The 25706-nt window shown below is 68.9% G+C and carries 43 protein-coding genes and 1 pseudogene; 6 read left to right on the forward strand and 38 right to left on the reverse strand.

All coding sequences use genetic code 11. The annotated features are described in order from the left end of the window. The first annotated feature begins 30 nt into the window (after nucleotides 1-30). Nucleotides 31-1164, forward strand: a complete 1134-nt coding sequence (gene hemW, locus OCEPR_RS08025) for a radical SAM family heme chaperone HemW (protein WP_013458213.1) — start codon at nucleotides 31-33, stop codon at nucleotides 1162-1164. On the opposite strand, the gene OCEPR_RS08030 is transcribed toward hemW, so the two are convergent. From OCEPR_RS08030 to OCEPR_RS08040, 3 genes are read right to left on the reverse strand one after another with little or no spacing between them, the layout of a single operon-like run. Further along, nucleotides 1140-2210 (reverse strand): mechanosensitive ion channel family protein, encoded by a 1071-nt coding sequence (locus OCEPR_RS08030; protein ID WP_013458214.1) that lies wholly within the window; start codon nucleotides 2208-2210, stop codon nucleotides 1140-1142. The two genes, hemW and OCEPR_RS08030, sit on opposite strands and share 25 nt — an antisense overlap. A gap of 23 nt (nucleotides 2211-2233) precedes the next feature. After that, complete coding sequence (locus OCEPR_RS08035) at nucleotides 2234-2782, reverse strand: class I SAM-dependent methyltransferase (RefSeq protein ID WP_013458215.1); 549 nt, start codon at nucleotides 2780-2782, stop codon at nucleotides 2234-2236. A 4-nt stretch (nucleotides 2783-2786) separates the two neighbouring features. Further along, nucleotides 2787-3743 carry an alpha/beta hydrolase gene (locus OCEPR_RS08040; protein ID WP_013458216.1) on the reverse strand — a complete coding sequence of 319 codons (957 nt, stop codon included), beginning with the start codon at nucleotides 3741-3743 and terminating at the stop codon, nucleotides 2787-2789. Between the two features lie 70 nt (nucleotides 3744-3813). Between OCEPR_RS08040 and OCEPR_RS08045 the strand changes: the two genes are divergently transcribed. From OCEPR_RS08045 to OCEPR_RS08065, 5 genes are all read left to right on the forward strand, one after another. Beyond that, the gene (locus OCEPR_RS08045) at nucleotides 3814-4281 is read left to right on the forward strand and encodes a redoxin domain-containing protein (protein WP_013458217.1); all 468 of its coding nucleotides are present in this window, start codon (nucleotides 3814-3816) and stop codon (nucleotides 4279-4281) included. A 39-nt stretch (nucleotides 4282-4320) separates the two neighbouring features. Continuing rightward, nucleotides 4321-5361 (forward strand): zinc-binding dehydrogenase, encoded by a 1041-nt coding sequence (locus tag OCEPR_RS08050; protein ID WP_013458218.1) that lies wholly within the window; start codon nucleotides 4321-4323, stop codon nucleotides 5359-5361. A gap of 57 nt (nucleotides 5362-5418) precedes the next feature. Then, nucleotides 5419-5598 (forward strand): hypothetical protein, encoded by a 180-nt coding sequence (locus OCEPR_RS08055; RefSeq protein WP_013458219.1) that lies wholly within the window; start codon nucleotides 5419-5421, stop codon nucleotides 5596-5598. Nucleotides 5599-5700: 102 nt separating this feature from the next. Beyond that, entirely contained in the window at nucleotides 5701-5910 is a 210-nt protein-coding gene (locus OCEPR_RS08060) for a YgaP family membrane protein (protein WP_013458220.1), read from the forward strand. Nucleotides 5911-5985: 75 nt separating this feature from the next. Then, nucleotides 5986-6555 carry a LabA-like NYN domain-containing protein gene (locus tag OCEPR_RS08065; RefSeq protein ID WP_013458221.1) on the forward strand — a complete coding sequence of 190 codons (570 nt, stop codon included), beginning with the start codon at nucleotides 5986-5988 and terminating at the stop codon, nucleotides 6553-6555. A gap of 60 nt (nucleotides 6556-6615) precedes the next feature. On the opposite strand, the gene rplQ is transcribed toward OCEPR_RS08065, so the two are convergent. The 35 genes and pseudogenes from rplQ to rpsL all read right to left on the reverse strand — a co-directional run bounded on the left by rplQ (nucleotide 6616) and on the right by rpsL (nucleotide 25593). Next, nucleotides 6616-6972 carry a 50S ribosomal protein L17 gene (rplQ, locus tag OCEPR_RS08070; protein WP_013458222.1) on the reverse strand — a complete coding sequence of 119 codons (357 nt, stop codon included), beginning with the start codon at nucleotides 6970-6972 and terminating at the stop codon, nucleotides 6616-6618. A 3-nt stretch (nucleotides 6973-6975) separates the two neighbouring features. After that, nucleotides 6976-7944 carry a DNA-directed RNA polymerase subunit alpha gene (locus tag OCEPR_RS08075; RefSeq protein WP_013458223.1) on the reverse strand — a complete coding sequence of 323 codons (969 nt, stop codon included), beginning with the start codon at nucleotides 7942-7944 and terminating at the stop codon, nucleotides 6976-6978. An 11-nt stretch (nucleotides 7945-7955) separates the two neighbouring features. Then, nucleotides 7956-8585 carry a 30S ribosomal protein S4 gene (gene rpsD / locus OCEPR_RS08080; RefSeq protein ID WP_013458224.1) on the reverse strand — a complete coding sequence of 210 codons (630 nt, stop codon included), beginning with the start codon at nucleotides 8583-8585 and terminating at the stop codon, nucleotides 7956-7958. A gap of 13 nt (nucleotides 8586-8598) precedes the next feature. Beyond that, nucleotides 8599-8994, reverse strand: coding sequence for a 30S ribosomal protein S11 (gene rpsK / locus OCEPR_RS08085; protein WP_013458225.1), 396 nt, complete (start codon nucleotides 8992-8994; stop codon nucleotides 8599-8601). A 90-nt stretch (nucleotides 8995-9084) separates the two neighbouring features. Continuing rightward, nucleotides 9085-9465, reverse strand: coding sequence for a 30S ribosomal protein S13 (gene rpsM, locus OCEPR_RS08090; protein ID WP_013458226.1), 381 nt, complete (start codon nucleotides 9463-9465; stop codon nucleotides 9085-9087). Between the two features lie 14 nt (nucleotides 9466-9479). Beyond that, entirely contained in the window at nucleotides 9480-9593 is a 114-nt protein-coding gene (gene rpmJ, locus OCEPR_RS08095; RefSeq protein ID WP_013458227.1) for a 50S ribosomal protein L36, read from the reverse strand. 9 nt (nucleotides 9594-9602) lie between these two features. Further along, entirely contained in the window at nucleotides 9603-9821 is a 219-nt protein-coding gene (infA, locus tag OCEPR_RS08100; RefSeq protein WP_013458228.1) for a translation initiation factor IF-1, read from the reverse strand. 10 nt (nucleotides 9822-9831) lie between these two features. Next, nucleotides 9832-10584 carry a type I methionyl aminopeptidase gene (gene map / locus OCEPR_RS08105; protein WP_013458229.1) on the reverse strand — a complete coding sequence of 251 codons (753 nt, stop codon included), beginning with the start codon at nucleotides 10582-10584 and terminating at the stop codon, nucleotides 9832-9834. Further along, nucleotides 10584-11153, reverse strand: a complete 570-nt coding sequence (locus OCEPR_RS08110) for an adenylate kinase (protein WP_013458230.1) — start codon at nucleotides 11151-11153, stop codon at nucleotides 10584-10586. The genes map and OCEPR_RS08110 overlap by 1 nt, the downstream gene beginning before the upstream one ends. After that, entirely contained in the window at nucleotides 11153-12475 is a 1323-nt protein-coding gene (secY, locus tag OCEPR_RS08115) for a preprotein translocase subunit SecY (protein ID WP_013458231.1), read from the reverse strand. The genes OCEPR_RS08110 and secY overlap by 1 nt, the downstream gene beginning before the upstream one ends. A gap of 1 nt (nucleotide 12476) precedes the next feature. Further along, complete coding sequence (gene rplO, locus OCEPR_RS08120; protein ID WP_013458232.1) at nucleotides 12477-12962, reverse strand: 50S ribosomal protein L15; 486 nt, start codon at nucleotides 12960-12962, stop codon at nucleotides 12477-12479. Next, nucleotides 12959-13144, reverse strand: a complete 186-nt coding sequence (gene rpmD, locus OCEPR_RS08125) for a 50S ribosomal protein L30 (protein WP_013458233.1) — start codon at nucleotides 13142-13144, stop codon at nucleotides 12959-12961. The genes rplO and rpmD overlap by 4 nt, the downstream gene beginning before the upstream one ends. Continuing rightward, on the reverse strand, nucleotides 13144-13614 hold the full coding sequence (gene rpsE / locus OCEPR_RS08130; RefSeq protein WP_013458234.1) for a 30S ribosomal protein S5: 471 nt from the start codon (nucleotides 13612-13614) through the stop codon (nucleotides 13144-13146). Before rpsE ends, rpmD begins: the two co-directional genes overlap by 1 nt. 11 nt (nucleotides 13615-13625) lie before the next feature. Next, nucleotides 13626-13964 carry a 50S ribosomal protein L18 gene (gene rplR, locus OCEPR_RS08135; protein ID WP_013458235.1) on the reverse strand — a complete coding sequence of 113 codons (339 nt, stop codon included), beginning with the start codon at nucleotides 13962-13964 and terminating at the stop codon, nucleotides 13626-13628. A 2-nt stretch (nucleotides 13965-13966) separates the two neighbouring features. Further along, nucleotides 13967-14512, reverse strand: a complete 546-nt coding sequence (gene rplF, locus OCEPR_RS08140; protein WP_013458236.1) for a 50S ribosomal protein L6 — start codon at nucleotides 14510-14512, stop codon at nucleotides 13967-13969. Nucleotide 14513: 1 nt separating this feature from the next. Continuing rightward, nucleotides 14514-14909, reverse strand: a complete 396-nt coding sequence (gene rpsH, locus OCEPR_RS08145; RefSeq protein ID WP_013458237.1) for a 30S ribosomal protein S8 — start codon at nucleotides 14907-14909, stop codon at nucleotides 14514-14516. Between the two features lie 68 nt (nucleotides 14910-14977). After that, nucleotides 14978-15163, reverse strand: a complete 186-nt coding sequence (locus tag OCEPR_RS08150; protein WP_013458238.1) for a type Z 30S ribosomal protein S14 — start codon at nucleotides 15161-15163, stop codon at nucleotides 14978-14980. A 9-nt stretch (nucleotides 15164-15172) separates the two neighbouring features. Further along, a complete protein-coding gene (gene rplE / locus OCEPR_RS08155; RefSeq protein WP_013458239.1) occupies nucleotides 15173-15721 on the reverse strand; it encodes a 50S ribosomal protein L5 in 549 nt (182 codons plus the stop codon). 8 nt (nucleotides 15722-15729) lie between these two features. Further along, complete coding sequence (rplX, locus tag OCEPR_RS08160) at nucleotides 15730-16068, reverse strand: 50S ribosomal protein L24 (protein WP_013458240.1); 339 nt, start codon at nucleotides 16066-16068, stop codon at nucleotides 15730-15732. Further along, nucleotides 16068-16436 (reverse strand): 50S ribosomal protein L14, encoded by a 369-nt coding sequence (rplN, locus tag OCEPR_RS08165; RefSeq protein ID WP_013458241.1) that lies wholly within the window; start codon nucleotides 16434-16436, stop codon nucleotides 16068-16070. The genes rplX and rplN overlap by 1 nt, the downstream gene beginning before the upstream one ends. Continuing rightward, nucleotides 16433-16726 carry a 30S ribosomal protein S17 gene (gene rpsQ / locus OCEPR_RS08170; RefSeq protein ID WP_013458242.1) on the reverse strand — a complete coding sequence of 98 codons (294 nt, stop codon included), beginning with the start codon at nucleotides 16724-16726 and terminating at the stop codon, nucleotides 16433-16435. Before rpsQ ends, rplN begins: the two co-directional genes overlap by 4 nt. A gap of 13 nt (nucleotides 16727-16739) precedes the next feature. Beyond that, nucleotides 16740-16937, reverse strand: a complete 198-nt coding sequence (rpmC, locus tag OCEPR_RS08175) for a 50S ribosomal protein L29 (protein WP_013458243.1) — start codon at nucleotides 16935-16937, stop codon at nucleotides 16740-16742. Continuing rightward, nucleotides 16924-17349, reverse strand: a complete 426-nt coding sequence (gene rplP / locus OCEPR_RS08180) for a 50S ribosomal protein L16 (RefSeq protein WP_013458244.1) — start codon at nucleotides 17347-17349, stop codon at nucleotides 16924-16926. Before rplP ends, rpmC begins: the two co-directional genes overlap by 14 nt. Then, a complete protein-coding gene (gene rpsC, locus OCEPR_RS08185) occupies nucleotides 17336-18079 on the reverse strand; it encodes a 30S ribosomal protein S3 (protein WP_013458245.1) in 744 nt (247 codons plus the stop codon). The genes rplP and rpsC overlap by 14 nt, the downstream gene beginning before the upstream one ends. After that, nucleotides 18072-18410, reverse strand: a complete 339-nt coding sequence (gene rplV, locus OCEPR_RS08190; protein ID WP_013458246.1) for a 50S ribosomal protein L22 — start codon at nucleotides 18408-18410, stop codon at nucleotides 18072-18074. Before rplV ends, rpsC begins: the two co-directional genes overlap by 8 nt. 11 nt (nucleotides 18411-18421) lie before the next feature. After that, nucleotides 18422-18703 carry a 30S ribosomal protein S19 gene (gene rpsS / locus OCEPR_RS08195; protein ID WP_013458247.1) on the reverse strand — a complete coding sequence of 94 codons (282 nt, stop codon included), beginning with the start codon at nucleotides 18701-18703 and terminating at the stop codon, nucleotides 18422-18424. 11 nt (nucleotides 18704-18714) lie between these two features. Further along, the gene (gene rplB, locus OCEPR_RS08200; RefSeq protein WP_013458248.1) at nucleotides 18715-19548 is read right to left on the reverse strand and encodes a 50S ribosomal protein L2; all 834 of its coding nucleotides are present in this window, start codon (nucleotides 19546-19548) and stop codon (nucleotides 18715-18717) included. A 9-nt stretch (nucleotides 19549-19557) separates the two neighbouring features. Beyond that, nucleotides 19558-19848: a 50S ribosomal protein L23 gene (locus OCEPR_RS08205; RefSeq protein ID WP_013458249.1), complete on the reverse strand. Its 291-nt coding sequence runs from the start codon at nucleotides 19846-19848 to the stop codon at nucleotides 19558-19560. Next, nucleotides 19845-20471 (reverse strand): 50S ribosomal protein L4, encoded by a 627-nt coding sequence (rplD, locus tag OCEPR_RS08210; protein WP_013458250.1) that lies wholly within the window; start codon nucleotides 20469-20471, stop codon nucleotides 19845-19847. The genes OCEPR_RS08205 and rplD overlap by 4 nt, the downstream gene beginning before the upstream one ends. Next, nucleotides 20471-21097, reverse strand: coding sequence for a 50S ribosomal protein L3 (gene rplC / locus OCEPR_RS08215; protein ID WP_013458251.1), 627 nt, complete (start codon nucleotides 21095-21097; stop codon nucleotides 20471-20473). Before rplC ends, rplD begins: the two co-directional genes overlap by 1 nt. Beyond that, a complete protein-coding gene (gene rpsJ, locus OCEPR_RS08220; RefSeq protein ID WP_013458252.1) occupies nucleotides 21094-21411 on the reverse strand; it encodes a 30S ribosomal protein S10 in 318 nt (105 codons plus the stop codon). Before rpsJ ends, rplC begins: the two co-directional genes overlap by 4 nt. A gap of 8 nt (nucleotides 21412-21419) precedes the next feature. Beyond that, a pseudogene (tuf, locus tag OCEPR_RS08225) lies at nucleotides 21420-22639 on the reverse strand (elongation factor Tu). A 22-nt stretch (nucleotides 22640-22661) separates the two neighbouring features. Beyond that, nucleotides 22662-24734 (reverse strand): elongation factor G, encoded by a 2073-nt coding sequence (fusA, locus tag OCEPR_RS08230; RefSeq protein ID WP_013458254.1) that lies wholly within the window; start codon nucleotides 24732-24734, stop codon nucleotides 22662-22664. A gap of 2 nt (nucleotides 24735-24736) precedes the next feature. Continuing rightward, nucleotides 24737-25207: a 30S ribosomal protein S7 gene (rpsG, locus tag OCEPR_RS08235; protein ID WP_013458255.1), complete on the reverse strand. Its 471-nt coding sequence runs from the start codon at nucleotides 25205-25207 to the stop codon at nucleotides 24737-24739. 11 nt (nucleotides 25208-25218) lie between these two features. Further along, a complete protein-coding gene (rpsL, locus tag OCEPR_RS08240; RefSeq protein ID WP_013458256.1) occupies nucleotides 25219-25593 on the reverse strand; it encodes a 30S ribosomal protein S12 in 375 nt (124 codons plus the stop codon). Nucleotides 25594-25706 lie beyond the last annotated feature (113 nt).

A 25706-nucleotide genomic window follows, 5' to 3' on the forward strand; every position in this document is an offset into this window, starting at 1 on the left:
ATCCTAGCGCCGCATACAATGAGGCCGCCGATGCGCCACCTCTACCTGCACGTCCCCTTCTGCCCCACGATCTGCCCCTACTGCGACTTCCACGTCGTGCGCCGGGGGCCGGGGCTGGTGGAGCGTTACCTGGAGCGGCTCGCGGCCGAGGCTGCAGCCCTCCACGCCCAACGGCCGGGAACGCTCGCCACCCTCTACCTGGGCGGCGGGACGCCCAGCTACCTGCGCGACCGCGAGCTCGCGCGCCTCTTCGCCGCCCTGCCCTGGGCGCTCGCGCCCGGCGCGGAGGTGACCCTCGAGGCCAACCCCGGCACCCTCTCCCCGGCCCGGCTCGAACGGCTGCGCACGCTGGGGGTGAACCGCCTCTCGCTGGGGGTGCAGAGTTTCCAGGACCCGGTGCTCGCGCGCCTGGGCCGCGCCCACAAGGCCCGCGGCGCGCTCCGGGCCGTGGAGGAGGCGCTGGACGCGGGGTTTCGGGTCTCTGTGGACCTGATCCTGGGGCTGCCCGGCCAGGACGTGAGGGCCGACCTGGAGACCGCGGCGGCGCTGGGGGTGGGCCACGTCTCCGCCTACACGCTGCAGGTCGAACCCGGAACGCCCTTCGCCCTGGTGGGGCTCGAGCCCGACCCCGACCGCGAGGCGGCGGCCTTCGCCCTGGCCCGAACGGTGCTCGGCCGGGCCGGGCTGGCGCGCTACGAGGTAAGCAACTTCGCCCGGCCCGGCGAGGAGGCGCGCCACAACCTCGCCTACTGGCGCATGGCGGAATGGGGCGGGCTGGGGCCCGCGGCCAGCGCCCACTTCTACACCCACGCGGGCCCGGGCGTGGCCGAACGGCGCACGAACCCGCCGCTGCCGCGCTGGGCGGCGGGCGAGCCGCCCGCGCGCGAAACGATCGGCCCCCTCGAGCACGCTAAGGAAGGCCTGATGATGGGGCTGCGCCTGCGCGAGGGGGTGGACCTCGCCGCGCTGGCGCGCCGGAGCGGCCTCGCCGACCTCGAACGCGTGCTCGCCCCGGCCATCGAGCGGCTGGAGGCGGAGGGGCTGCTCGAGCGCACGGAATCGCAGCTCCGGCCCAGCGAAGCCGGCCTCGACCGGCTGCACGCGGCGCTGCTGCCGCTGTGGGAGGCGCTGGAGGCGGCCTACCCGCCGGACGGCGTTTCCTGAATCACCCGCAACGGCTCGGGGAACCAGACGGTGCGCTGGGGGAAGGGAATCTCGATGCCGGCCTCGTCCAGGGCGATCTTGGCCGCCTCGGTGAGCTCGGCGGCCACGACCGGGTACCCCGGGATCTCGTGCTCGGGAATCCAGACCACCAGGGTAAAGTCCACGCTGTTGTCCCCCAGGCCCGTCACCAGCACCGCCGGCGCGGGGTCGGAGAGCAGCTTGGGGTGCGCGGCGACGACGGCTTCGAGCACCTTGCGCACCTCGCGGGGGTCGTGGCGGTAGGCCACCCCCACGGGGATGCGCAGCCGCAGGGGACCGCCGGCCGAGAGGTTCTTGATCTCGCCCCCGGCCACGACCGCGTTGGGGATGGCGACGCTCTCGTTGTCGGGGGTGCGCAGCCGGGTGGTGCGCAGCGTCAGCCCCTCGACCTGGCCGTACTCGCCGCCGATCTGCACCCAGTCCCCGATCTTGAAGGGGCGGTCCATCAGCAGGATGATGCCGGCGATGAAGTTCGAGAAGGTGTCCTGCGCCGCCAGCCCCACGGCCAGACCGAGGACACCCAGAGCGCCGATCACCGGGGCGATCTGCGCCCCCGCCACCATATAGGCGCCCCAGACGACGAGCAGGGTCAGGGTCACGTAGCGCAGGAGCAGCACCAGGTTGGGGTCGAAGCCCCGGCGCACCAGCCGCCCCTCGACGAACGCCTCGAGCGCCACCCAGACGAGGTAGACGAAGAGCAGTTTGGCCGCGGCGCGCGCCACCTCCTGCGGATCCCCGAGGCCGAAGACGGCCACGGCGAAGACGAGCGCCGCGCTCCAGAAGACCAGGTCCCAACCGCCCGCCAGCCGGCGGCGGACCCGCGGCTCGAGCCGGCGCGCCGCCCGCAGGGTGACCGCCTTGCCCAGCCAGGCGAAGGCCCAGGCGAGGACGACCAGGCCCACCCAGGCGGCCGCCTGGTAGCCGCGCTCGCTCCAGCCCGCGGTCTCGGGGCCCGCACCGCTGACGCGCTCGAGCGCGTCGCGCATGTGCGACCAGATTTTGTTCATGGTCCTGAGTATACCGTCCGGGCTCAGCCCCGGCGCCAGACCGCCCAGCTGCGGTAGGCCAGCCCCTGCCAGCCCTCCCCCGCCGCCAGCAGCTCGAGCCCCTCGGGGGGGCGCATCAACTCGCCCGGCTCCCAGTAGTGCGGGCTTTCGGGCCGCCCCCGCCGCAGCGCCTCGCTGCGGTTGAACCCCTCGACGAGGGCCAGGCCTCCCGGCTTGAGCCGCGGCGCGAGCTGGGCCATCAGCGGCCGGCTGACGAAGTAGCTGACGACCACGCCCGCGAAGGGGCCGGGGGGAAGGTCGCCGGGCGCGGCCTCCAGGTCGGCCACCAGGGCGTGCACCGCGGCGCGCCGCCGTTGCGCCATGGCGCGCACCCGTTCGACGGCGACCGCGCTTTTCTCCAGCAGGAAGACGCGGTGCCCCCGGCAGGCCAGGAAGAAGGCGTTGCGCCCCGTTCCCCCGGCAAGGTCGAGCACCTCCCCGTCGGGCAGCAGGAAACCGTAGGCCCGCACCACGAAGGCGGGGTCGAAGGCTTCGGGGCTGCCCTGGTAGTAGGCGTCCCAGTCGCGCGGCACGGCCCTATCTTACGTCAAGGTCGGCACCGAACAGATCCACCAGCCCCTCCGCCGCGCCGATCCGCCAGGTGGTCCAGTTGTGGCCGCTGGGGTACTCGCGGTACTCGTGCGCCGTCCCCCGCTCCGCCAGCACCGCCGCGAAGCGGCGCGCCGGAGCCAGCAGCCACTCGAGCCGGCCCACCTGCAGCGCGACCCGTGCGGGGCCGCGCTCGGCCCGGCGGTAGCGTTCCGCAAGCCACTCGGGGTCGCGGCGGGCGTCGCGCCCACCGGGTGCGGCCAGCAGCGCCGGGGACTGGGCGCCGACCCGCGCGAAGACGTCGGGGTGCTCGAGCCCCAGCCAGAGGGCCGCGAGCCCGCCCAGGCTCGCCCCCCACGCCCCCCAGGGGCCTCCGGGGCCGAACGCCGCCTCGACGGCGGGCAGGACGTCGTCGAGCAGGTGCCGCTCGAGCGCGGGGTCAAAGCGGTACTCGCGTTCGCGGTCCTCGGGCTCGCTGAAGACGAGCCGCAGCGGCACGATCGCCCCGTCGCGCCACAGCGCCTCGGCGGCGTGCGCCAGCCTGCCGATGCGGTGGTAGGCCACCCCGTCGAAGACGAGCAGCGAGGCCGCCGGACCCGCCGGGGGTTCGTAGACGACGATCCGGCGACCGCCGGTGCGCAGCGGGTGCACCCGCCCCAGCAACGCCTTGGGGTACGAGGGGGGCGAGGGGGCGCCGCGCAGCCGCACGACGCGCGCGTACGGGCGCCAGGGGTTCTGCGCCGACGCCGGGTTGTCGGGGTCGGCCAGGGGCGCGCCAGCGGCGTCCAGGAAGGCGTACTCCAGGATCGCCCCCCGCGGCAGCTCGAGCTCGACGGGGCCGCGCAGGGGCCAGGGATCGTGGGTCCAGTCGGTCACGTCGGCCACGAAGGCCACCGCACCCGCGGGCGGGGTGATCACGACGCGGCGGCCCCGGACCTCGACCATCCCCCGTATTCTGCCACGCGTCACCTTTCCCGCGGCCCACCGGGGTAGGCTGGAACGCGGAGGGATCGAGATGAGCGTAAACGTAGGCGACCCCATACCCCAGGCCACCGTGTTCAACAAGGACCTCGAGCCCGTCGACCTCGCCGCGTACGGTCGCGGCCGGCCGCTGGTGATCCTCTTCTTCCCCGGATCGTTCACCTCGGTCTGCGAGAAGGAGCTCTGCACCTTCCGCGACAGCATGGCGGCCTACAACGAGGTCGGCGCCCAGGTCGTGGGCATCAGCGTCGACACCCCGTTCTGCCAGGCGGCCTTCGCCGAGAAGAACCGCATCGACTACCCGCTGCTCTCCGACTTCAACAAGGAGGCCATCCGCGCCTTCGGCGTGGTGCTGCCCGAACTCAAGGGCCTCAAGGAGCTGGCGCAGCGCGCCGCCTTCGTAGCGGACGCCAAGGGGAAGATTCGCTGGGCCTGGATCGCCGACAATCCCGGCCAGGAACCGCCCTACGACGAGGTCGCGGCGGCCGTCCGCGCCCTCTAGCCCGCACGCCCCGCCTCCGCGGGGCGTTATGCTGAACCCATGCAAGCCGTGGTCATGAACGCCCGCGGCGGGCCCGGGGTGCTCGGGCCCGCCACGCTGCCCGATCCCGAACCGGGGCCGGGCGAGGTGCGCGTGCGCGTACGCGCGGTCGCGCTCAACCACCTCGACGTCTGGGTGCGCAAGGGGGCGGCCTCGCCCGAGCTGCCGCTGCCGCACGTCCTGGGCTCCGACGTCAGCGGCGTCGTGGACGCGTTGGGTCCGGGCGTGGAGGCGGACCTGCTGGGCCGCGAGGTCGTGCTGAATCCCGGCCTCTCCTGCGGGCGGTGCGAAGCCTGCCTGGCGGGACGCGACAACCTCTGCGGCGAGTACCGGATCCTCGGCGAACACGTCTGGGGCGGGTACGCCGAGTACGTCGTCGTTCCCCAGGCCAACCTCCTCCCCAAACCGGCGAACCTGAGCTTCGAAGAGGCCGCCGCGGTGCCGCTCGTCTTCCTGACCGCGTGGCAGATGGTGGTCGACAAGCTGAAGGTGCGCCCGGGCGAGTGGCTGCTCGTCATGGCCGCGGGCTCGGGCGTGGGCAGCGCGGCGCTGCAGATCGGGCGGCTCTTCGGCGCCCGGGTGCTCGCCGCCGCGGGCAGCGAGGAGAAGCTGGAGCGGGCGCGGGCGCTGGGGGCGGAACAGACGGTGAACTACCGCGAACCCGGCTGGCACCGGCGGGTGCGCGAGCTCACCGGCGGCGGCGCGCACGCGGTGGCCGACCATACCGGCGCCGAGTTCTGGGAAGGGGTCCTCAAGGCCACCCGCAACGGAGGCCGGATCGCGCTCGTCGGGGCGTCCTCCGGCTACCTGGCCCAGACCCCGCTGGCCCACGTCTTCTACCGCCAGCTGACGATCTACGGCTCGACGATGGGCTCGAAGGCGCGCCTCTTCGAGGTGATGCGCCACGTCCAGGCCGGGGCGCTTCGCCCGGTGGTGGGCCGGGTGCTGCCGCTCGCAGAGGCGGCCCGGGGCCACGCGCTGCTGGAAGACCGCGCCGTCTTCGGCAAGGTGGTGCTGACCGTGGGCGACGATCAAAGGTAATCCAAGAAACACCCGGCGCGCCCGGCCCGCGGTACCTTGGTGCGGAAGGGGGACGACATGGACCGCAACGCAAAGCAGGGCCGCCCCGCCGTTCGCCTGGCCTTGGGCGCCGGGCTGCTGCTCGTCTACTTCTCCGGCTGGCCCGGACAAGCCCTCGGCCTCATGATTCTGACCGCCGCCGTCGTCTTGATCGCCGGCGCGGCCCGCTCGTACTGGGCGGCCAGGCCCCGCCGCTGACCTTTGGCGCCGCAGGCACCGCGTTCCCGGACGGAGCGCAAAGGTGGCTTGGGGAACGCACGCGCCGCCGCCTTCTGCTAGGCTTGAAGAGGAGGTGACATCATGGGCTGCAACGTTGGGAAGGGAGATCAGATCTTCCGTTTCGTGCTCGGTGTGGTGCTGCTCCTCGCCTACTTCCTGGGCTGGATCGCCGGTACCTGGGGTACGGTCGCGCTCATCGTCGGCATCATCCTGGTGGTCACGGCCGCTTTCCGCTTCTGCCCGCTGTACCGCCTGCTCGGGGTCAACACCTGCGAGCCGCAGAAGGGCTGAGGCCCGCACGTCCGGAAACGGCGCGGGCGCGCCCGCGCCGTTTCGTTTGCCGGGCGCATAGAGTATGATGGGCGCGTGGATAGATTGGCTTTGTTTATTGACGGCTCGTTCGTGTACAACTGCGCCAAGCGGATGGGCTGGAACGTGGACCATCGCAAGGTGATCGAGCACTTCCCTTCCGGTTTCGCGCTCTTCAACGCCTTCTACTACGCGCCGATCACCGACTGGAACGACGAACGGCAACAAAAGTTCCTGGACGCCCTGATCTTCATGGGCTACTCGGTGCGCTCGCGCGAGGTGCGCGGCGAGGCGCCCAGCTTCGAGGCGCACATCGCCACCGACCTGCTCATCACCGCCCCCCGCTGGGACGTGGCGCTCCTCGCGAGCGGCGCGGCGCAGCTGGTGCCCGCGGTGGAGGCGGTGCGCACGATGGGCAAGGAGGTGCACCTTCTGGGCATTCCCGAGCTCGTCGACCTCGACATCCGCAGCGCCACCGACCGCTTCATCGACCTCAAGGAATACCGGGAGCTGCTCGAGCGCGAGGGCGGCGGCCGCCGCGTTTTCCCCGACGTGACCCAGGAGCTCGCGAACACCGAAAACGCGGGTGCCGAGGCCTCCGAGGAGCCCCGAACCGAAGAGGGCTAGTCCGGCCGGAAACGACGAGCGCCGCCCCTTGGGGCGGCGTCGCCTTGTGCGCCGGCGGCGCTACTCGACGAGTTCGATGATGCAGAGCTGGGTCCCGTCCCCGCGCCGGCGCTCGGCCAGCTTGAGGATGCGGGTGTAGCCGCCGTTGCGCTCGGCGTAGCGGGGGGCGATGTCGTCGAAGAGGCGGCGCACCACGTCGAGGTCGTGAATCTCGCGGATCACCTGGCGGCGGGCGGAGAGGTCGCCGCGCTTGGCCTTGGTGATCAGCGGCTCGACGAAGCGGCGCAGCTCCTTGGCCTTGGGGATCGTGGTGCGGATGCGCCCGTGCCGCAGGAGCTCCGTGGCCATGTTGCGGAACATCGCGCGACGGTGATCGCTGAAGCGGTTGAGTTTGCGTCCGGTCTTCATGTGGCGCATGGCTTACTCCTTTAACGCGAGACCGAGCGCGGCGAGGCGCTCCTTGATCTCTTCCACGCTGCGCTCCCCGATGCCGGGCACCTTTTTGAGCTCGCGTTCGGTGAGCGCGGTCAGGTTGGCCACCGAGTCGATGCCCTCTTCGCGGAGGTTGTGCAGCACGCGGGTCGAAAGGCCCAGGTCCTCGAGCGCGATGCCCTCACGGCCGGGCTCGGCCGCGGCCTCTTCGGGTTCGGCGGGCGCGGCTTCGGGCGCCGGCGCCTCCGCCGCCTCGGGCTCGGGGGCGGCCTGCGGCGCGAGCTGGTCGAAGTAGCCCAGCTGCCCGCGCAGGATCTCGACCGCCTGCGCCAGGGCGGCGTCGGGGGTGACCGAGCCGTCCGTCCAGATGCGCAGGATCAGCTTGTCCAGGTCGGTGCGCTGGCCCAGACGGGTGTCCTCGACGTGGAAGGCCACGCGCTTGATCGGCGAGAAGAGGGCGTCGACGGGGATCGAGTTGATGCGGTCCTTGATGCCGTGCTTCTCCGCCGCCACGTAGCCCACGCCCTCGTCGACGCGCACTTCCATGACCAGCTTGGCGCCTTCGCCCAGGGTGGCGATGTAGAGGTCGGGGTTGACGAGCTCGGCGCTCGAGGGCACGACCAGGTCGCGCGCGTAGACCTCGCGCGGCCCCTCGACGCGCAGCAGCAGCGTCTTGGAACCGGGCTCGTGGAACTTGACGATCAGCTCCTTGAGGTTGAGGACGATCTGGACCACGTCCTCCTTGATGCCGGGCAGGGTCGCGAACTCGTGCAGCGCGTCTTCGATGTAGACGCTCGTGACCGCGGTACCGGGAATCGAGGACATCAGGATGCGGCGCAGCGGGTTGCCCAGGGTGACGCCAAAGCCGCGCTCCAGGGGCTCGAGCACGAACTCGCCGTAGTTCCCCTCGACGCGGGAAGTCAGTACCGGGGCTTTCGCCGTTAAGGTTTCCAACAAGACCGCCTCCTTTACCTCGAGTAGTACTCGATGACCAACTGCTCGTTGACGGGCAGGGCCAGGTCCTCACGCTCGGGCAGGCGCAGGAACTTGCCCACCATCTTCTCGGGGTCGAACTCCAGCCAGGGCCCGGTCTTGCGGCCCTTGGCCGCCTCCGCGTTGGCCTGGATGGCGCCGATCTTCTTGCCCGCCTCGGTCACGGCGATCACGTCGCCGGGGCGCACCCGGTAGCTGGGCACGGTGACCTTGCGGCCGCCCACGGCGATGTGGCCGTGCCGCACCAGCTGGCGCGCCTGCTTGCGGCTGCTGGCGATGCCCAGACGGTAAACGACGTTGTCGAGGCGGCTCTCGAGCAGGCGCAGGAAGACCGTACCGGTCACGCCCTTCTTCTTCGAGGCCTCCTCGAAGAGGTTGCGGAACTGCTTCTCGCTGATGCCGTAGATGCGGCGCATCTTCTGCTTCTCGCGCAACCGCACCGCGTAGTCGCTCGGACGGCGGGCGCGGCGCTGACCGTGCTGCCCCGGCGCGTAGGGCCGGCGCTCGATGGCGCACTTGGGGCTGTAGCAGCGGTCGCCCTTGAGGTAGAGTTTCACGCCTTCACGGCGGCAAAGCCGGCAAACGGGACCAATGTATCTGCCCATGGTTCAGCTCCTCCTACGCCCGCTTCTTCTTGCGGGGACGGCATCCGTTGTGGGGGACCGGGGTATCGTCGACGATGGACCGCACCTGCAGCCCGCTGGCCTGGAGGGCGCGGATCGCCTGCTCGCGCCCCGCGCCGGTGCCCCGAACCACGACGTCGACCTGGGTCATGCCGAAGTTCTGCGCCTTCTTGGCGGCGTCCATCGCGGCCAGCTGCGCGGCGTAGGGGGTGCCTTTACGGCTGCCCTTGTAACCGATCACGCCACCCGAGGACCAGGTTACGGGGTTCCCGTCCAGGTCGGTGATCGTGATGATCGTGTTGTTGTAGGTCGCGTGGATGAACGCCTTCCCGTGCGCGACCTGCTTCTTGACCTTTTTTCGCGTCGTTCTGGTTTTCTTAGCCTTGGCCATACTCTCCTCCTTGGAGTATCAACTGGCCCTCGCCGCACCGGCGGCTGGAGCAACCTTAGGAGTGTACCCGATCTTCATCCGGTACGCAAGCTACTTGCGCGGCGCCTTCTTCTTGCCGGCGACGGTGCGCTTCGGCCCCTTGCGGGTGCGGGCGTTGGTCTTGGTCTTCTGCCCGCGCACCGGCAGGCCGCGGCGGTGGCGCAGCCCGCGATAGCAGCCGATGTCCATGAGCCGCTTGATGTTCGACTGCACCTCGCTGCGGAGCTCGCCCTCGAGCTTCCACTTGTTCTCGACGTAGTCGCGCAGCTTCACCACGTCCTGCTCGGAAAGGTCCTTGACGCGGATGGAGCCGTCGATTCCGGTGGCCTCGAGCGCCTCCTTGGCGCGGGTGCGGCCGATGCCGTAGATGTAGGTCAGCGCGATCTCCACGCGCTTGTTCCTGGGAATTTCAACACCTGCGATACGAGCCATGCTGCCTCCTCACCTCACCCCTGGCGCTGCTTGTGCTTGGGGTTCTCACAGATCACGTAGACCCGGCCGTGGCGGCGGATCACCTTGCACTTGTCGCACATCTTCTTGACCGAAGCACGCACTTTCATGACCAAACCTCACTTCCGGTAGATGATTCTTCCCTTGCTGGGGTCGTAGGGGGTAATCTCCACCACCACGCGGTCGCCCGGCAGGATGCGGATGTAGTGCATGCGCATCTTTCCCGAAACGTAGGCCAGAATCTCGAGGCCCGAGTCCAGCTTGACCTTGAACTGGGTGTTGGGCAGCGCCTCCAGGACGACGCCCTCCGCGCGTATGGTGTCTTTTTCCTTCGCCACTCTGCTCCCCCTAGCGTCTTCCCGTCAAAAGCCTTGGGCCGCTCTCGGTGACCGCCACCGTGTTTTCGTAGTGGGCAGCGAGGTTCCCCCGCCCGCTGCTGGCGGTCCAGCCATCTTCCAATACTACTACAGGCGCGGCGTGCAGGGTCACCATCGGCTCGATGGCCAGGGTCATCCCCGGGCGCAGCTTGGGCCCCACGCCGGGCCGGCCGAAGTTGGGCAGCTGCGGGTCCTCGTGCATCTCGCTGCCGATGCCGTGGCCCACGAACTCGCGCACCACCCAGAAGCCCGCATCCTCCACGTGCTGCTGAATGGCGGCGGAGACGTCGCCGAGCCGCGCGCCCGGACGCGCCGCCTCGAACCCCTTCCAGAAGCTCTCCTCGGTCACCCGGATGAGGCGCGCCGCCTCTTCGGAGACCGCGCCCACCGGAAAGGTGCGGGCCATGTCGGCGGCGTAGCCCCCGTAGAAGAGCCCCACGTCCACCGAGAGGATCTCGCCCTCCTCGAGCGGCCGCTCCGAGGGGATGCCGTGCACGACGACCTCGTTCGGCGAGGCGCAGATCGTGGCCGGAAAGCCGTAGAGGCCCAGGAAGGCCGGCTTGGCCCCCTGCGCCTCGATCCCCTCGCGGGCGATGCGGTCGAGCTCGAGCGTGCTCACCCCCGGGCGCACGGCCTCGGCGATGCGGTCCATCACCTCGGTGAGGCGCGCGCCGGCCTCGGCCATGCGCTCGATCTCGGCGGGGCTCTTGAGGACGATCGGCACTAGAGCGCCTCCCGGATGCGGCAGTAGATCCGGCCGGGGTCGCCCAGGCCGTCGATGCGCTTCAGCACCCCGCGCGCGGCGTAGTAGTCGACGAGCGGCTGGGTCTGCTCACGGTAGACCTCGAGCCGGCGGCGGATCGTCGCCTCGTTGTCGTCGGCGCGGCCCTCGAGCTCGGCGCGCTTCAGCATCCGCCGCACCAGCTCGTCCTCGGGCACCTCGAGCAGCAGCGCCGCGTTCACCGGGGCGCCCAGCTCGGCCAGCAGGGCGTCGAGCGCCTCGGCCTGGCGGGTGGTGCGCGGGAAGCCGTCGAAGATGGCGCGGACCTCGGGCATCCCCGCCAGCTCCTCGCGGATGATGGCGAGGATCAGGTCGTCGGGCACGAGATCCCCGCGCTCCATGATCGGCCCCGCCTGGCGCCCCAGCTCGGTGCCGCGGGCCACGTGGTCGCGCAGGATGTCGCCGGTCGAGATCTTAACCAGGCCCAGGTCGTCCGCGAGCCGGGCCGCCTGGGTGCCCTTGCCGGCACCCGGCGGCCCCAGGAAGATCACGACCATCGACCCCGCGGCCATCAGAAGTTCCTCCGCCCCTTGATCCGGCCCTTGGAGAGGAAGCCCTCGTAGTTGCGCATCATCAGCTGCGACTCGATCTGCCGCAGGGTGTCGAGCGCCACGCCCACGACGATCAACAGGCCGATCCCCGAAAAGGCCAGCGACTGCACCTTGGTCAGGTTCTGGATGATCTGCGGCAGCGCCGTCACCACCCCCAGGAAGAGGGCGCCCCAGAGCGTCATGCGGCTGACGATGTGCTCGAGGAACTTGATCGTCGGCTCGCCGGGGCGCACGCCGGGGATGAAGCCGCCGTACTCGCGCAGGTTCTCGGCGATCCGGCGCGGGTCGAACTGCACCGCGGTGTAGATGTAGGTGAAGAGGATGACGAGGATGACCTCGATGATCAGGCCGCTGGGGTTGCGCGGGTTGAAGAAGCTCGCGATCGCGGACGCGATCGGGCTGTTCGCCTGAAAGGGCGCGGTCAGGAAGATGGGGATCTGGATGATCGCCGCGGCGAAGATGATGGGGATGACGTTGGCGGCGTTGAGCTTGATCGGCAGGTAGGTCGTCTGGCCGCCGTACATCTTGCGGCCCACCACCTTGCGGGCGTACTGTACCGGGATTCTTCGCTCGGCCTGGGTGACGGCCACCATCCCCGCGAAGGCCAGGACGATGAAGGCGAAGAAGAAGATCACGTTGACGATCCCCACCTCACCGCGGGAGACGAGCTGGAAGAGGCCGATCAGCTGGGGCACCCAGTTGGCCACGATGCCGGCGAAGATGATCAGCGAAACGCCGTTGCCCAGGCCGTACTCGGTGATCCGCTCGCCCATCCACAAGAGCAGGGCGATGCCCGCCACCTGGGTGATGACGACGATGAGTCGGAAGCCCCAGCCGGGCTCCCAGCCGGGCAGGAGGAACTGCCCGCCGTTGTTCTCGAGGAAGCCCACGGCCAAGAACAGCCCCTGGAAGGCGCCCAGGGCGATACCGCCGATGCGGGTGTACTGGGTAATGATGCGGCGGCCTTCCTCGCCCTCGCGCTGCAGCTTCTCGAGCGCCGGCACGGTGGTGGTGAGGAGCTGCATGATGATCGCCGCGGTGATGTAGGGCATGATGCCCAGCGCAAAGATGGAAAACTGCTCGAAGTTGCCGCCCGAGAAGAGGTTGATGATGCCGAAGACGCCGCCCGCGGCCGTCCCCAGGAACTGGGAGACCTTGGCCGTGTCCACCCCCGGCGTGGGCACGAAGGTGCCCAGCCGGTAGACGGCCAGCATCATCAGCGTGAAGAAGAGGCGCTGCCGCAGCTCCGGGACCACGAAGGCATCCCTAAACGCGCGCAGCATCTCAGGCCTCCTCGCCAGGCTCGGCTTCCAGCGTCAGGGCCTCGCCGCCAGCGGCGGCGAGCTTCTCGGCGGCGCTCTTGGAGAACTTGTGGGCGTGGACCTTGAGGGCGACGGTCACCTCGCCGTGGGCGAGGACCTTGACCCGACCGCCCGCCTTGCGGATCAGGCCCGCCTTGGCCATCAGCTCGGGGGTCACCTCGCCGCCCTCGGGAAAGCGCTCCACCAGGCGGCCGAGGTTGACCGTCTGGTACTCGGGGCGCTTGATCGCGCCCGGAACCTGGCCGCGCATCCCCCGCTTGGGGAGGCGCATGATCAGGGTGGAGCGGCCGCCCTCGAAGCGGCGCGGGTCCTTGAGGCCACCGGAGCGCGACTTCTGCCCCTTGTGGCCGCGGGTCGCGGTCTTGCCGTGGCCGCTCGAGGTGCCGCGGCCGACGCGCTTCTTGCGCTTCGTGGCGCCGGGGTTGGGTTTCAGGTCGGTGACTTTCATTCCTTCACCTCGACGATCTGGACCAGGTGCTCGACCTTGCGGATCATGCCCCGGACCGAGGGGTTGTCGGGAAGCTCGCGCTCGCGGTTCATCTTGGTGAGCTTCAGCGCCCGCAGGGTGGCCTTCTGGTCGCGCGGGAAGTCGATGGGGCTACGGACCAGCTTGACGCGAAGGGTACCCATCAGGAAGCCTCCTTCCGCATCTTCTTGACCTCGTCCCAGGTCTGCAGCTGCTTGAGCGCCTCGATCGTCGCGTAGGCGACGTTGATCTCGTTGCGGCTGCCCAGCACCTTGGTGAGGATGTCGGTCACGCCCGCGAGCTCGAGGATGGCGCGGGGCACCTTGCCCGCGATCACGCCGGTACCCGGGGCGGCAGGCCGCAGGATGACGCGGCTCGACTCGTAGACGACTTCGATCTCGTGGGGGATGGTGCCGTTTTCGAGGGGCACCTCGATCAGGTTGCGGCGGGCGATGTTCTGCGCCTTCTGCACCGCCAGCGGCACCTCCTTGGCCTTGCCCAGACCCACGCCGACACGGCCCTGACGGTCGCCGACGACGGCGAGCGCCCCGAAGCGGAAGCGACGGCCGCCCTTGTAGGTCTTGGCGGTACGCCGGATCATGATCATCTTCTCTTCAAAATCGGTTTCTGGCATGCCGTCCTCCTTTAGAACTCGAGCCCCGCTTCACGGGCGGCTTCGGCCAGCGCCTTGACCCGGCCGTGGTACTTGTAGGCCCCGCGGTCGAAGACCACCTGCTTGATGCCTTTGCTGGCGGCCTTCTTGGCGATGTCGGCGCCGACCTGCTTGGCGGCCTCGGTCTTGTTGCCCTTCACCCCGAGCGCGAGCGTGGAGCTGGCCACCAGGGTCTGGCCCGCCTCGTCGTCGATGATCTGGGCGTAGATGTGGCTGAGGCTGCGGTAGACGGTGAGCCGCGGGCGCCCGGAACGCTTCACGCGCTTGCGGGTGCGGTACTTGCGACGCTGAAAGGTGTTCAATCGGGCCATGACTAACCTCCGGTCACGCCGGCCTTACCCGGCTTGAGGCGCAGGACTTCGCCCGCGTAACGGATGCCCTTGCCGTGGTAGGCGTCGGGCGGGCGGATGGCGCGGATGTTCGCCGCCACCTGGCCCACCTTCTGCTTGTCGATGCCCGAAACGCGGATCTTGGTGGGCTCGGGCACCTCGAGGGTGATGCCCTCGGGGGCCTCGACGATGACGGGGTGGCTGTAACCGATCGAGAGCTCGATCTTGCCGCCCTGCAGTTTGGCGCGGTAACCGATGCCCTTGATCTCGAGCTCCTTGACGAAGCCCTGGGAAACGCCCTCGACGGCGTTGGCCACCAGCGAGCGGGTGAGCCCGTGCAGCGCCCGGTGGCGGCGGCTGTCGGTGGGGCGTTTGACGACGACCTGGTTTTCCTCGACGGCGATCTCCAGGTCGGGGTCGAAGTCCACGACCAGCTGGCCCTTGGGGCCCTTGACGGTCACCTGACCGGGCTTGACGTCGAGGGTCACGCCCGCGGGCAGGGGGATGGGAAGCTTGCCGATGCGCGACATCTCACCACACCTCGCAAACGACCTCGCCGCCCACGCCCTTGCGGCGCGCCTCGCGGTCGACGAGGACGCCCTTGGACGTGGAGACGATGGCGATGCCCAGACCGCGCCGCACCACCGGCACCTGGTCCGCGCTCACGTAGACGCGGCGGCCGGGACGGGAGACGCGCTGGATGTGCTTGATGGCCTTCTCGCGGCGGGGGCCGTACTTGAGCTCGAGCCGCAGGAGCGGCTTGCCGTCGTTCTCGACGCGCTCGTACCCCTTCAGGTAGCCCTCGCGCACGAGGATCTTGACGATCTCTTCCTTGAACCGGGAGGCCGGAACGTCCACGGTGGCCTTGTGCACCATGAGCGCGTTCCGGATCCGGGTGAGCATGTCCGCAATGGGATCGGTGGTCATATCTTCTCTCCTTTTGTCTCCTAAGGCTCAGCGAGCGGTCTCGAGGGAAACCCCCCGACCGGCCCTCGCTACCAGGAAGCCTTCTTCAGGCCCGGAAGCTGGCCCTTGTGCGCGAGCTCGCGGATGCAGATGCGGCAGAGGCCGAAGTAGCGGTAGACCGCGCGCGAACGGCCGCAGCGGGTGCAGCGGTTGTAGGCCCGGACCTTGAACTTGGGCTTGCGCTTCGCCTTTTCTACGAGTGCCTTCTTAGCCATGTCGCTCCTCTACTTACGGAAGGGGAACCCCAAGAGCTCGAGCAGAGCCTTGGCCTCTTCGTCGGTCTCGGCGGTGGTCACGATGGCGATGTCCATGCCGCGCACGGCGTCCACCTGGTCGTAGGAAATCTCGGGGAAGATCAGCTGCTCGCGGATCCCCAGGTTGTAGTTGCCGCGGCCGTCGAAGCCGCTCGGGTTGACGCCGCGGAAGTCGCGGATGCGGGGCAGGGCGACGTTGATCAGCTTCTCCAGGAAGACCCACATGCGGTCGCCGCGCAGCGTCACCTTGAGGCCGATGGGCATCCCCTTGCGCAGCTTGAAGTTCGAGACCGACTTCTTGGCGCGGGTGATGACCGGCTTCTGCCCGGTGATCTGGCGGATCTCCTCGGCGGCCTTCTCGAGGATGCGCACGTCTTCCTTGGCCTCGCCCAGGGCCTGGTTGATGACGATCTTCTCGAGGCGCGGCGCGGCCCAGACGTTGTCGTAGCCGAAGCGCTGGATCAGCTCCGGACGCACCTCGCTGACGTAGCGCTGTTTGAGTTTAATCTCCAAAGGCATCGTTCACCTCACTCCTCGTCCAGGGCGGCGCCGCAGTGGTTGCACACGCGGATGCGGCGGACCTTGCCTTCCTCTTCGATCAGCTTCTTCTTGACCCGGACGGGCTTGCCGCAGCTGGGGCAGACGGGGCGCACCTTGCTGGCGTGCACCGGCGCCTCCATCTCGTGGAAACCGCCCTGGGGGTTGTCGGGGGTGGCGCGCATGGCCTTCTTGACCACGTTGACGCCCTCGACGACGACCCGCTGCTTCTTGGGGTAGACGGCGATGACGCGGCCGGTCTTGCCCCGGTCCTTGCCCGAGACCACGACCACGTTGTCGCCCTTCTTGACGTGCAGTTTGGGCTGCATCAGAGCACCTCCGGCGCCAGGGAGACGATCTTCATGAACTTGCGCTCGCGCAGCTCACGCGCCACCGGGCCAAAGACGCGGGTCCCGCGCGGCTCCCCCTGGTTGTTGAGCACCACCGCGGCGTTGGAGTCGAAGCGGATGGCGCTGCCGTCCGCGCGCTTGACCTCTTTCTTGGTGCGCACGATCACCGCCTTGACGACCTCGCCCTCCTTGACCACGCCGCCGGGGATGGCTTCCTTGACCGAGGCCACCACCACGTCGCCGATGCTGGCGTAGCGCCGGTACGAGCCCCCGAGCACGCGGATCACCTTGAGGCGGCGCGCGCCGGAGTTGTCGGCGACCGTAAGACTCGTTTCCTGCTGGATCATGCCTTACCACGCTCCTTGCGCAGGCGGTAACGCTCGACCGCGTCCATGCGGCCTTCCTCGAGGCGGCGGGTCACCTTCCAGCGCTTGCGGCTGGAGATGGGCCGCGCCTCCACGATCTCGACGACGTCGCCCACCTTGTAGGCGTTTTCCTCGTCGTGGGCCAGGTACTTGCGGGAACGCTTGGTCACCTTGCCGTAGAGCGGGTGCGGGAACTGGCGCTCCACCAGCACGGCGACCGTCTTGTCCATCTTGTCGCTGACCACGACGCCGGTGAGTACTTTTCTGGGCATCGGCTCTCCTCCCCTACTCCGCCGCCTGCTGCTTCTCGCGGATCACCGTGAGCAGGCGGGCGATGGTGCGCTTGGTCTCGCGGATGCGGTGGTTCTGCGCCAGCTGCCCGATCGAGGCCTGGAAGCGCAGGTCCATCAGCTCACGCTTCTTCTCGCGCACCTGCTCGTAGAGCTCCTCGGTGCTCAGGTTGCGCATCTCATTGAGCTTCATCGTAGGCATCCCTCTTGACGAACTTGGTCTTGATCGGCAGCTTGTGGCCGGCCAGGCGGAAGGCCTCGCGCGCCTGCTCCTCGGTCACGCCGGCAACCTCGAACATCACGCGGCCGGGCTTGACCACGGCCACCCAGCCTTCCACGTTGCCTTTACCCTTACCCATGCGCACTTCCAGCGGCTTCTTGGTGAAGGGCTTGTCGGGGAAGATGCGGATGTAGATCTTCCCGCCGCGGCGGAAGTGGCGCACCATGGCCACACGCGCGGCCTCGATCTGGCGGTTGGAGATCCAGGAGGGCTCGAGCGCCACCAGGCCGTACTCGCCGAAGGCGACGTAGTCGCCCCCCTTGGTGGCCCCGCGCATGTTGCCGCGGTGCTGCTTGCGGTACTTGAGCCGTTTAGGCATCAGCATCGCTGGCCTCCTTCTTCACGCGGCGGCGCACGGCGGGGCGGCGGCGGGTGCGCTCGGGCTTGCCCGCGGCCGCGGCGGCCTTGCGCGCCGGCTTCTGCTGACCGATGACCTCGCCCTTGAAGATGTAGGCCTTCACGCCCAGCACGCCGTAGGTGGTGCGGGCGAGGGCGAAGCCGTAGTCGATGTTGGCGCGGAGGGTGTGCAGCGGCACGCGCCCGTCGGAGCTCCACTCGGTGCGGGCCTGTTCGGCGCCGCCGATGCGGCCCGAGACCACAACCTTCGCGCCCTGGGCGCCCGATTCGACGACGCGCTGCACCGCCTGCTTGATGGCGCGGCGCACCGCAAAGCGGCGCTCGATCTGCTCGGCCACGCGCTGGGCCACGAGCGGCGCGGAGAGGTTGGGGTTGCCCACCTCCTGGACGTTGAGCGCGATCGTGCGGTTCGGGAACATCTTCTGCAGCTCCGCGCGCATGCGCTTGATCGTCTCGCCGCCGCGCCCGATGATCACGCCCGGCTTGGCCGCGTGCACCGTCACCGAGAGGTTGTCGGCGGCGCGCTCGATGTCGATGCGGGCGATGCCGCCGTGCGCCACCTCGTTCTCGATGAGTTCGCGCACCTTGCGGTCCTCCTCGAGCAGCTGGGCGTAGCCCTTCTTGCCCGAGTACCAGCGCGACTCCCAGTCCCGGGTGATGCCCAGGCGGAAGCCGATGGGGTTGATCTTGTTACCCATGCTTCTCCTCCACGATGACGGTGATGTGGCTGGTGCGCTTCTTGATGATGTCGGCGCGGCCACGGGCCCGCGGCAGGATGCGCTTGAGGGTGGGGCCCTCGTCGACGTAGGCCGCCTTGACCACCAGCTGGTCCTCGAGCAGGTCGTGGTTGTTGACGGCGTTGGCGACCGCGCTCTTCAGGACCTTGCGCACCGCGTGGGCGGCCCGCTTGTTGGTGTACTTGAGGATCTGGTCGGCCTCGTCGGCGCTCTTGCCGCGGATCAGGTCCACGACCAGGCGCACCTTGCGCGGAGACATGCGGATGTACTTGGCCACGGCTTTCGCTTCCATGCTCCGCCCCCCTAGCGCTTCTTGGCCTGCTTGACGTCCTTGCCGTGCCCGCGGTAGGTGCGGGTCGGCGCGAACTCGCCAAGCTTGTGGCCCACCATGTTCTCGGTGATGAAGACGGGCACGTGCTGCTTGCCGTTGTAGACGGCGATGGTGTGCCCGACCATCTCGGGAACGATGGTGGAGCGTCGGCTCCAGGTCTTGATGACCCGCTTCTCGCCGGCGGCGTTCATGGCCTCGACCTTTTCGAGAAGGTGGTCATCGATGAATACGCCTTTTTTCAGACTACGCGGCATGCTTCACCTCGCTACTTCTTCTTCCGCCGGCTGATGATGAACCGGTCCGAGGGCTTGCGCTTCTTGCGGGTCTTCTTGCCCTTGGTCTGCCAGCCCCAGGGCGAGGCGGGCGGACGTCCGCGGGGCGCACGCCCCTCGCCGCCGCCGTGGGGGTGGTCCACCGGGTTCATCGCCGAGCCGCGCACGTGCGGCTTGCGGCCGAGCCAGCGGGTGCGGCCGGCCTTGCCGATGACGATGTTCTTGTGGTCGGCGTTGCCCACCACGCCCACGGTCGCGTAGGACTCGGCGTGGATGCGGCGCAGCTCGCCCGAGGGCAGGCGCAGCACCACGTAGTCGCCCTCGCGGCCCTGGATCTGCGCGCCGGTGCCGGCCGAGCGCGCCAGCTGGGCGCCCTTGCCGGGCTCGAGCTCGATGGCGTGCACCACCGTACCCACGGGGATGAAGCGCAGCGGCAGGGCGTTGCCCACCTGGATCGGCGCCTCGGGGCCGGACTGAACGGTCATGCCCGGCTTCAACCCTTCGGGGGCAATGATGTAGCGCTTCTCGCCGTCGCGGTAGAAGAGCAGGGCGATGCGCGCCGAGCGGTTGGGGTCGTACTCGATGGCGGCGACGCGGGCGGGGATGCCGGCCTTGTCGCGCCGCTTGAAGTCGATGATGCGGTAGAGGCGCTTGTGGCCGCCGCCGCGGAAGCGCACGGTGATGCGCCCCTGGTTGTTGCGCCCGCCCGTCTTCTTCAGCGGCTCGGTCAGCGACTTCTCGGGCTCGGTCTTGGTGATCTCCGAGAAGTCGGCCACCGTCATGAAGCGACGGGAGGGGGTGTAGGGCCTGAACTTCTTAACCGCCATGGTTCACCTCTAAATCAGCCCTTCCAGGGCTTCGATCTTCTGGCCCGGGGCCACGGTCACGATCGCCTTCTTGCGGTCGGGGCGCTTGCCCTCGTAGCGGCCCATGCGCTTCTTCTTGCCGCGCACGCTCATCACGTTGACGTCCACGACCTTGACCTTGAACGCCTGCTGCACCGCGTTCTTGACCGCGGTCTTGGAGGCGTCCGGGTGCACCCAGAAGGTGTACTTGCCCTCGGCGTAGCCGCCGTAGGCCTTCTCCGAGAGCACCGGCTCGATGATCACGTCGTACGGGGTCTTCACGCCTCACCTCCGATGCCGGCGCGCTCGAGCGCGAGCGCCAGCGCCGCCTCGTCGAGGACGAGCCGGTCGGTGCGCAGGATGTCGTAGACGTTGATGCCCTCGGGACTCAGGGTCACGACCCAGGGCAGGTTGCGCGCTGCGCGGCGCACGTTCTCGTCGGCGGTCACCAGGGTGACGCGCTCGGAGCCGTCCAGACCGTGCTTGCTTGCCCACTCCACGAACTGCTTGGTCTTGCCCTCGACCCCGGCGAAGGCCTCCACGATGAGCAGCTTCTCCTCGCGAGCGCGGTCGGCCAGCGCCATGGCCAGGCCGGCGCGGCGCACCTTACGAGGCAGGGTGTAGCCGTAGTCGCGCGGACGCGGGCCGAAGACGACCCCGCCGCCGACGAAGATGTTCGCGCCGCGGCTGCCGTGGCGGGCGCGGCCCAGGCCCTTCTGGGGGAAGAGCTTGCGGGTCGAGTAGCTCACCTCGCCGCGGGTCTTCGTCGAGGCGGTGCCGCGGCGGCGGCTCGCCAGCTGCCAGCGCACCACCTCGTAGAGGACGTGGGGGTTCACCTCCTCGGGGAGGGGCAGCTCGCGCGAGGTGGCCTTCCCCTTGGCGGGAATGACGGGAACCTTGTACATCACTTCGCCCCCTTGTCGCGCGTGGTCTCGCGCACGACCACCAGGCCGCCGTTGGGGCCCGGGATCGCGCCCTTGATGAGGAGCAGGTTCTCCTCAGGGATCACCTCGACCACTTCCAGGTTCTGCACCGTGATGCGCTCCGCGCCGTAGTGGCCGGCCATCTTCTTGCCCTTGTAGACGCGGCCGGGCGCCTTGCGCTGCCCGATCGAACCGCCGTGGCGGTGGATGCGGTGGGCGCCGTGCGAGGCGGGGCCGCCGGCGAAGTTCCAGCGCTTCATCACGCCCGCGGTGCCGCGGCCCTTGCTGGTGCCGGTCACGTCCACCTTGTCGCCGGGCTGGAAGATCTCGACGGTGACGACGTCGCCCTCGGGCTCGAAGTCGCGGATCTCGCGCAGGTAGCGGACCGGCTCGGCCGAGAACTTGGCGAAGTGGCCCTTCATCGGCTTGTTGACCCGTTTGGGCTCGAGCGGCACGAAGCCCAGCTGCACCGCAGCGTAGCCGTCGCGCTCCGGGCTCTTGCGCTGCACCACCGGGCAGGGGCCCGCCAGCACCACGGTCACGGGGATGGCGCGGTCGTTCTTCCAGATCTGGGTCATGCCCACTTTGGCGCCTAGGATGCCCTTCACCGGCCACCTCCCACCGTCTTGATCTCGATCTCCACGCCCGTCGGCAGGTCGAGGGTCATCAGGCTCTCGATCGTCTTCTTGTTGGGGTTGGTGATGTCCACCAGACGGTTGTGGGTGCGGATCTCGAAGTGTTCGCGGCTGTCCTTGTGCTTGAACGGACCGCGCAGCACGGTGAAACGGCGGATGCGGGTGGGCAAGGGAACCGGCCCCGCCACCTTGGCGCCGCTGCGCCGGGCCGTCTCGACGATCTTGCGCGCGGAAGCGTCCAGGCTCTTGTGGTCGAAACCGCGCAGCTTAATGCGAATCTTTGGCATCCCTCACCTCACTCCAGAATCTTGGTCACGACCCCAGCGCCCACGGTGCGGCCGCCTTCGCGGATGGCGAAGCGGAGGCCTTCTTCCAGGGCGATGGGCTTGATGAGTTCGACGGAGAACTCGACGTTGTCGCCGGGCATGACCATCTCGACGCCCTCGGGGAGGGTGACGACGCCGGTGACGTCGGTGGTGCGGAAGTAGAACTGGGGGCGGTAGCCGGTGAAGAAGCCGGTGTGGCGGCCGCCCTCCTCCTTCTTGAGGATGTAGACCGAGGCCTCGAACTTGGTGTGGGGGGGTGATGGAGCCGGGCTTGGCGATGACCTGGCCGCGCTCGATCTCGTCGCGGGCGACGCCGCGCAGGAGGGCGCCGACGTTGTCGCCGGCGATGGCCTCGTTGAGGATCTTGCGGTGCATCTCCAGGCCGGTGACGACGGTCTTGTGGGTGGGGGCGCAGGCCGACGATCTCGACCTCCTCGCCCACGGTGATCTTGCCGCGCTCGACGCGGCCGGTGGCGACGGTGCCGCGGCCGGTGATGGTGAAGACGTCCTCGACGGGCATCAGGAAGGGCTTGTCGACGTCGCGCTCGGGGGTGGGGATGTACTCGTCGATGGCGTCGAGGAGCTCCCAGATCTTGTCCACCCACTCGTTCTCGCCGCGCTGGGTGTTGGGGTTGGCCTGGAGGGCCTCGAGGGCCTTGAGGGCGGAGCCGGCGATGACGGGGACGTCGTCACCGGGGAACTCGTAGTCGCTGAGGAGCTCGCGCACCTCCATCTCGACGAGCTCGAGGAGCTCGGGGTCGTCGACCATGTCGGTCTTGTTCATGAAGACGACGATGTAGGGCACGCCCACCTGACGGGCGAGCAGGATGTGCTCGCGGGTCTGGGGCATGGGGCCGTCGGCGGCGGAGACGACCAGGATGGCGCCGTCCATCTGGGCCGCGCCGGTGATCATGTTCTTGACGTAGTCGGCGTGGCCGGGGCAGTCGACGTGGGAGTAGTGGCGCTTCTCGGTCTCGTACTCCACGTGGGCGGTGTTGATGGTGATGCCGCGGGCCTTCTCCTCGGGGGCCTTGTCGATCTCCTCGTAGCTGGCCACCTCGACGTTGGGGTTGGCGGCGGCGGCGGCGAAGGTGATCGCCGCGGTGAGGGTGGTCTTGCCGTGGTCGACGTGACCGATGGTGCCCACGTTGACGTGGGGCTTGGTTCGTTCGAATACACCTTTGGCCATGGTTTCCTCCTTGCGCGTCGCGCTAATGCTTGATCAGCTTCTCCTGCACCTGCTTGGGCACCTCGGCGTAGTGGTCGAAGAACATCACGAACGAGGCGCGGCCTTGGGTCTTGGAACGAAGGTCGGTGGCGTAGCCGAACATCTCGGCCAGCGGCACGTGGGCGCTGATGACCTGCGCGTTGCCGCGGGCCTCCATGCCCAGCACGTGGCCACGGCGGCTGTTGAGGTCGCCGATCACGTCGCCCAGGTACTCCTCGGGCGTGGTCACCTCGACCCGCATGATGGGCTCGAGGATGGCCGGGCTGCCCTTCTGCACGGCCTCCTTGATCGCCATCGAACCCGCGATCTTGAAGGCCATCTCCGAAGAGTCCACCTCGTGGTAGGAGCCGTCGTAGAGGGTGACCTTGACGTCCACGACCGGGAAGCCGATGAGCGGGCCCGACTGCATGGCCTCTTCGATCCCCTTCTGCACCGCGGGGATGAACTCCTTGGGGATCACGCCGCCGACGATGGCGTTGACGAACTCGAAGCCGCCGCCGCGCGGGAGCGGCTCGGCCTTGATCTTGACGTGGCCGTACTGGCCGCGGCCGCCCGACTGGCGCACGAACTTGCCTTCGACGTCGACCATCCGGGTGATCGTCTCGCGGTAGGCCACCTGGGGCTGGCCCACGTTGGCGTCGACCTTGAACTCGCGCTTCAGGCGGTCGACGATGATCTCCAGGTGCAGCTCGCCCATGCCCGAGATGATGGTCTGGCCCGACTCGGGGTCGGTGTGCACCCGGAAGGTGGGGTCTTCCTCGGCCAGCCGCGAGAGCGCCATGGCCAGCTTCTCCTGGTCGGCCTTGGTCTTGGGCTCGATAGCCACCGAGATGACGGGCTCGGGGATGTCGATGGACTCGAGCACGATCGGGTCGTCGCCGTCGCCCACCAGGGTGTCGCCGGTCACGGTGTCCTTGAGGCCCACGACGGCGCCGAGGTCGCCCGCGAGCAGCTCCTCCACCTCTTCGCGGTGGTTGGCGTGCATGCGCAGCAGCCGCCCCACGCGCTCCTTCTTGCCCTTGGTGGAGTTGTAGACGTAGGAGCCGGCCTTGAGGGTGCCGGAGTAGACGCGCACGAAGGTGAGGCGGCCCACGTAGGGGTCGGCCATGATCTTGAAGGCCAGGGCCGCCAGCGGACCGTCGGCGTCGGGGGTGCGCTCCACCTCGCCGCCGTCGGGGGTCGCGCCCTTGATGGGGGGCACGTCCAGGGGCGAGGGCAGGTACTGCACCACGGCGTCGAGCAGGAGCTGAACGCCCTTGTTCTTGAGCGCCGAGCCCAGGAAGACGGGGGTCACGTCGAGGGAGATGGTGCCCTTGCGGAAGGCGCTCTTCAGCTCCTCGGCGGTCACCTCCTCGCCCTCGAGGTACTTCATCATCACGTCCTCGTCCAGGTCGGCCGCGGCCTCGACCAGCTTGTCGTGCCACTCCGCGGCCACCTCCTGGTACTCGGCGGGGATCTCGATCTCCTGGATGTCGGTGCCCAGGTCGTTGCCGTAGGTGTAGGCCTTCATGGAGACGAGGTCGATGATGCCCCGGAACTCGTCCTCCTGGCCCATCGGCCACTGCATCAGCACCGGCCGGGCGCCCAGGCGCTGCTTCATGCTGTTGAGCACGAGCAGGATGTCGGCGCCGGTCTTGTCCATCTTGTTGGCGAAGGCGATGCGCGGCACCCGGTACTTCTCGGCCTGCCGCCAGACGGTCTCCGACTGCGGCTCCACGCCCTGGCTGGCGTCGAAGACCGCCACGGCGCCGTCGAGGACGCGCATCGAGCGCTCGACCTCGATGGTGAAGTCCACGTGGCCCGGGGTGTCGATGATGTTGATGCGGTGATCCTTCCAGAAGGCCGTGGTCACCGCCGAGGTGATGGTGATGCCGCGCTCGCGCTCCTGCTCCATCCAGTCCATCGTCGCCGCACCCTCGTGCACCTCGCCGATCTTGTGGATGCGGCCGGTGTAGTAGAGGATGCGCTCGGTGATGGTGGTCTTGCCGGCGTCGATGTGCGCGGCGATCCCGATGTTGCGCGTCTTCTTGAGGTCGAACTCCGTCTTGACCGCCATGGCTACCACCGGTAGTGCGCGTAGGCGCGGTTGGCCTCGGCCATGCGCTCGACGTCTTCGCGCTTCTTGACGGCGCCGCCCTTGCCCTCGGCCGCGTCGAGCAGCTCACCGGCGATGCGCTCGACGGCGGTGCGCTCGGGGCGCTGGTTGGCGGCGTTCACGAGCCAGCGCAGCGCCAGCGACTGCTGACGGCGCGGCGAAACCTCGACGGGCACCTGGTAGTTGGCCCCGCCCACGCGGCGGCTGCGCACTTCCATGCGCGGCTTGACGTTGTCCACCGCCTGACGGAAGACCTTGAGCGGCTCCTGCCCGGTTCGCTCCTGGATGAGCTTGCAGGCGTCGTAGAAGATGCGGGCGGCGAGGTTCTTCTTGCCGTCGCGCATGATCTTGTTGATGAAGGCCGAGACGACGACGTCGCCGTAGACCAGGTCGGGGGCCAGCTTGCGGATTTCTGCTCTTCTTCTGCGTGCCATACCTTACCTCGTCAGCTCTTGGGCCGCTTGGTCCCGTACTTCGAGCGGCTCTTCTTGCGGTCCTGGACGCCCTGGGTGTCGTAGACGCCGCGAACGATGTGGTAGCGCACGCCCGGAAGGTCCTTCACGCGGCCGCCGCGGATGAGCACGACCGAGTGTTCCTGCAGGTTGTGGCCCTCGCCCGGAATGTACGCGGTCACTTCGTAACCGCTGGTGAGGCGCACCTTGGCCACCTTGCGCAGCGCCGAGTTCGGCTTCTTGGGGGTCACGGTGCGCACCACCGTGCAGACCCCGCGGCGGAAGGGGCTCCCCTTGAGCGCCGGGACCTTGGTCTTCTTCTTGACCGCCTTGCGGCCTTTGCGTAGCAGCTGGTTGATTGTCGGCAAGCCTACCTCACTCCCTTCACTTTCCGGGCGACACCGCCTGGGCGATCGCCCCCGTCTTGGCAAGAACCTCCCGGAGCCCACGCTGGGCTCCGATTGTAACCGCCTCCTTGGCC

The organism is Oceanithermus profundus DSM 14977, from assembly GCF_000183745.1.
GTDB lineage: Bacteria > Deinococcota > Deinococci > Deinococcales > Marinithermaceae > Oceanithermus > Oceanithermus profundus.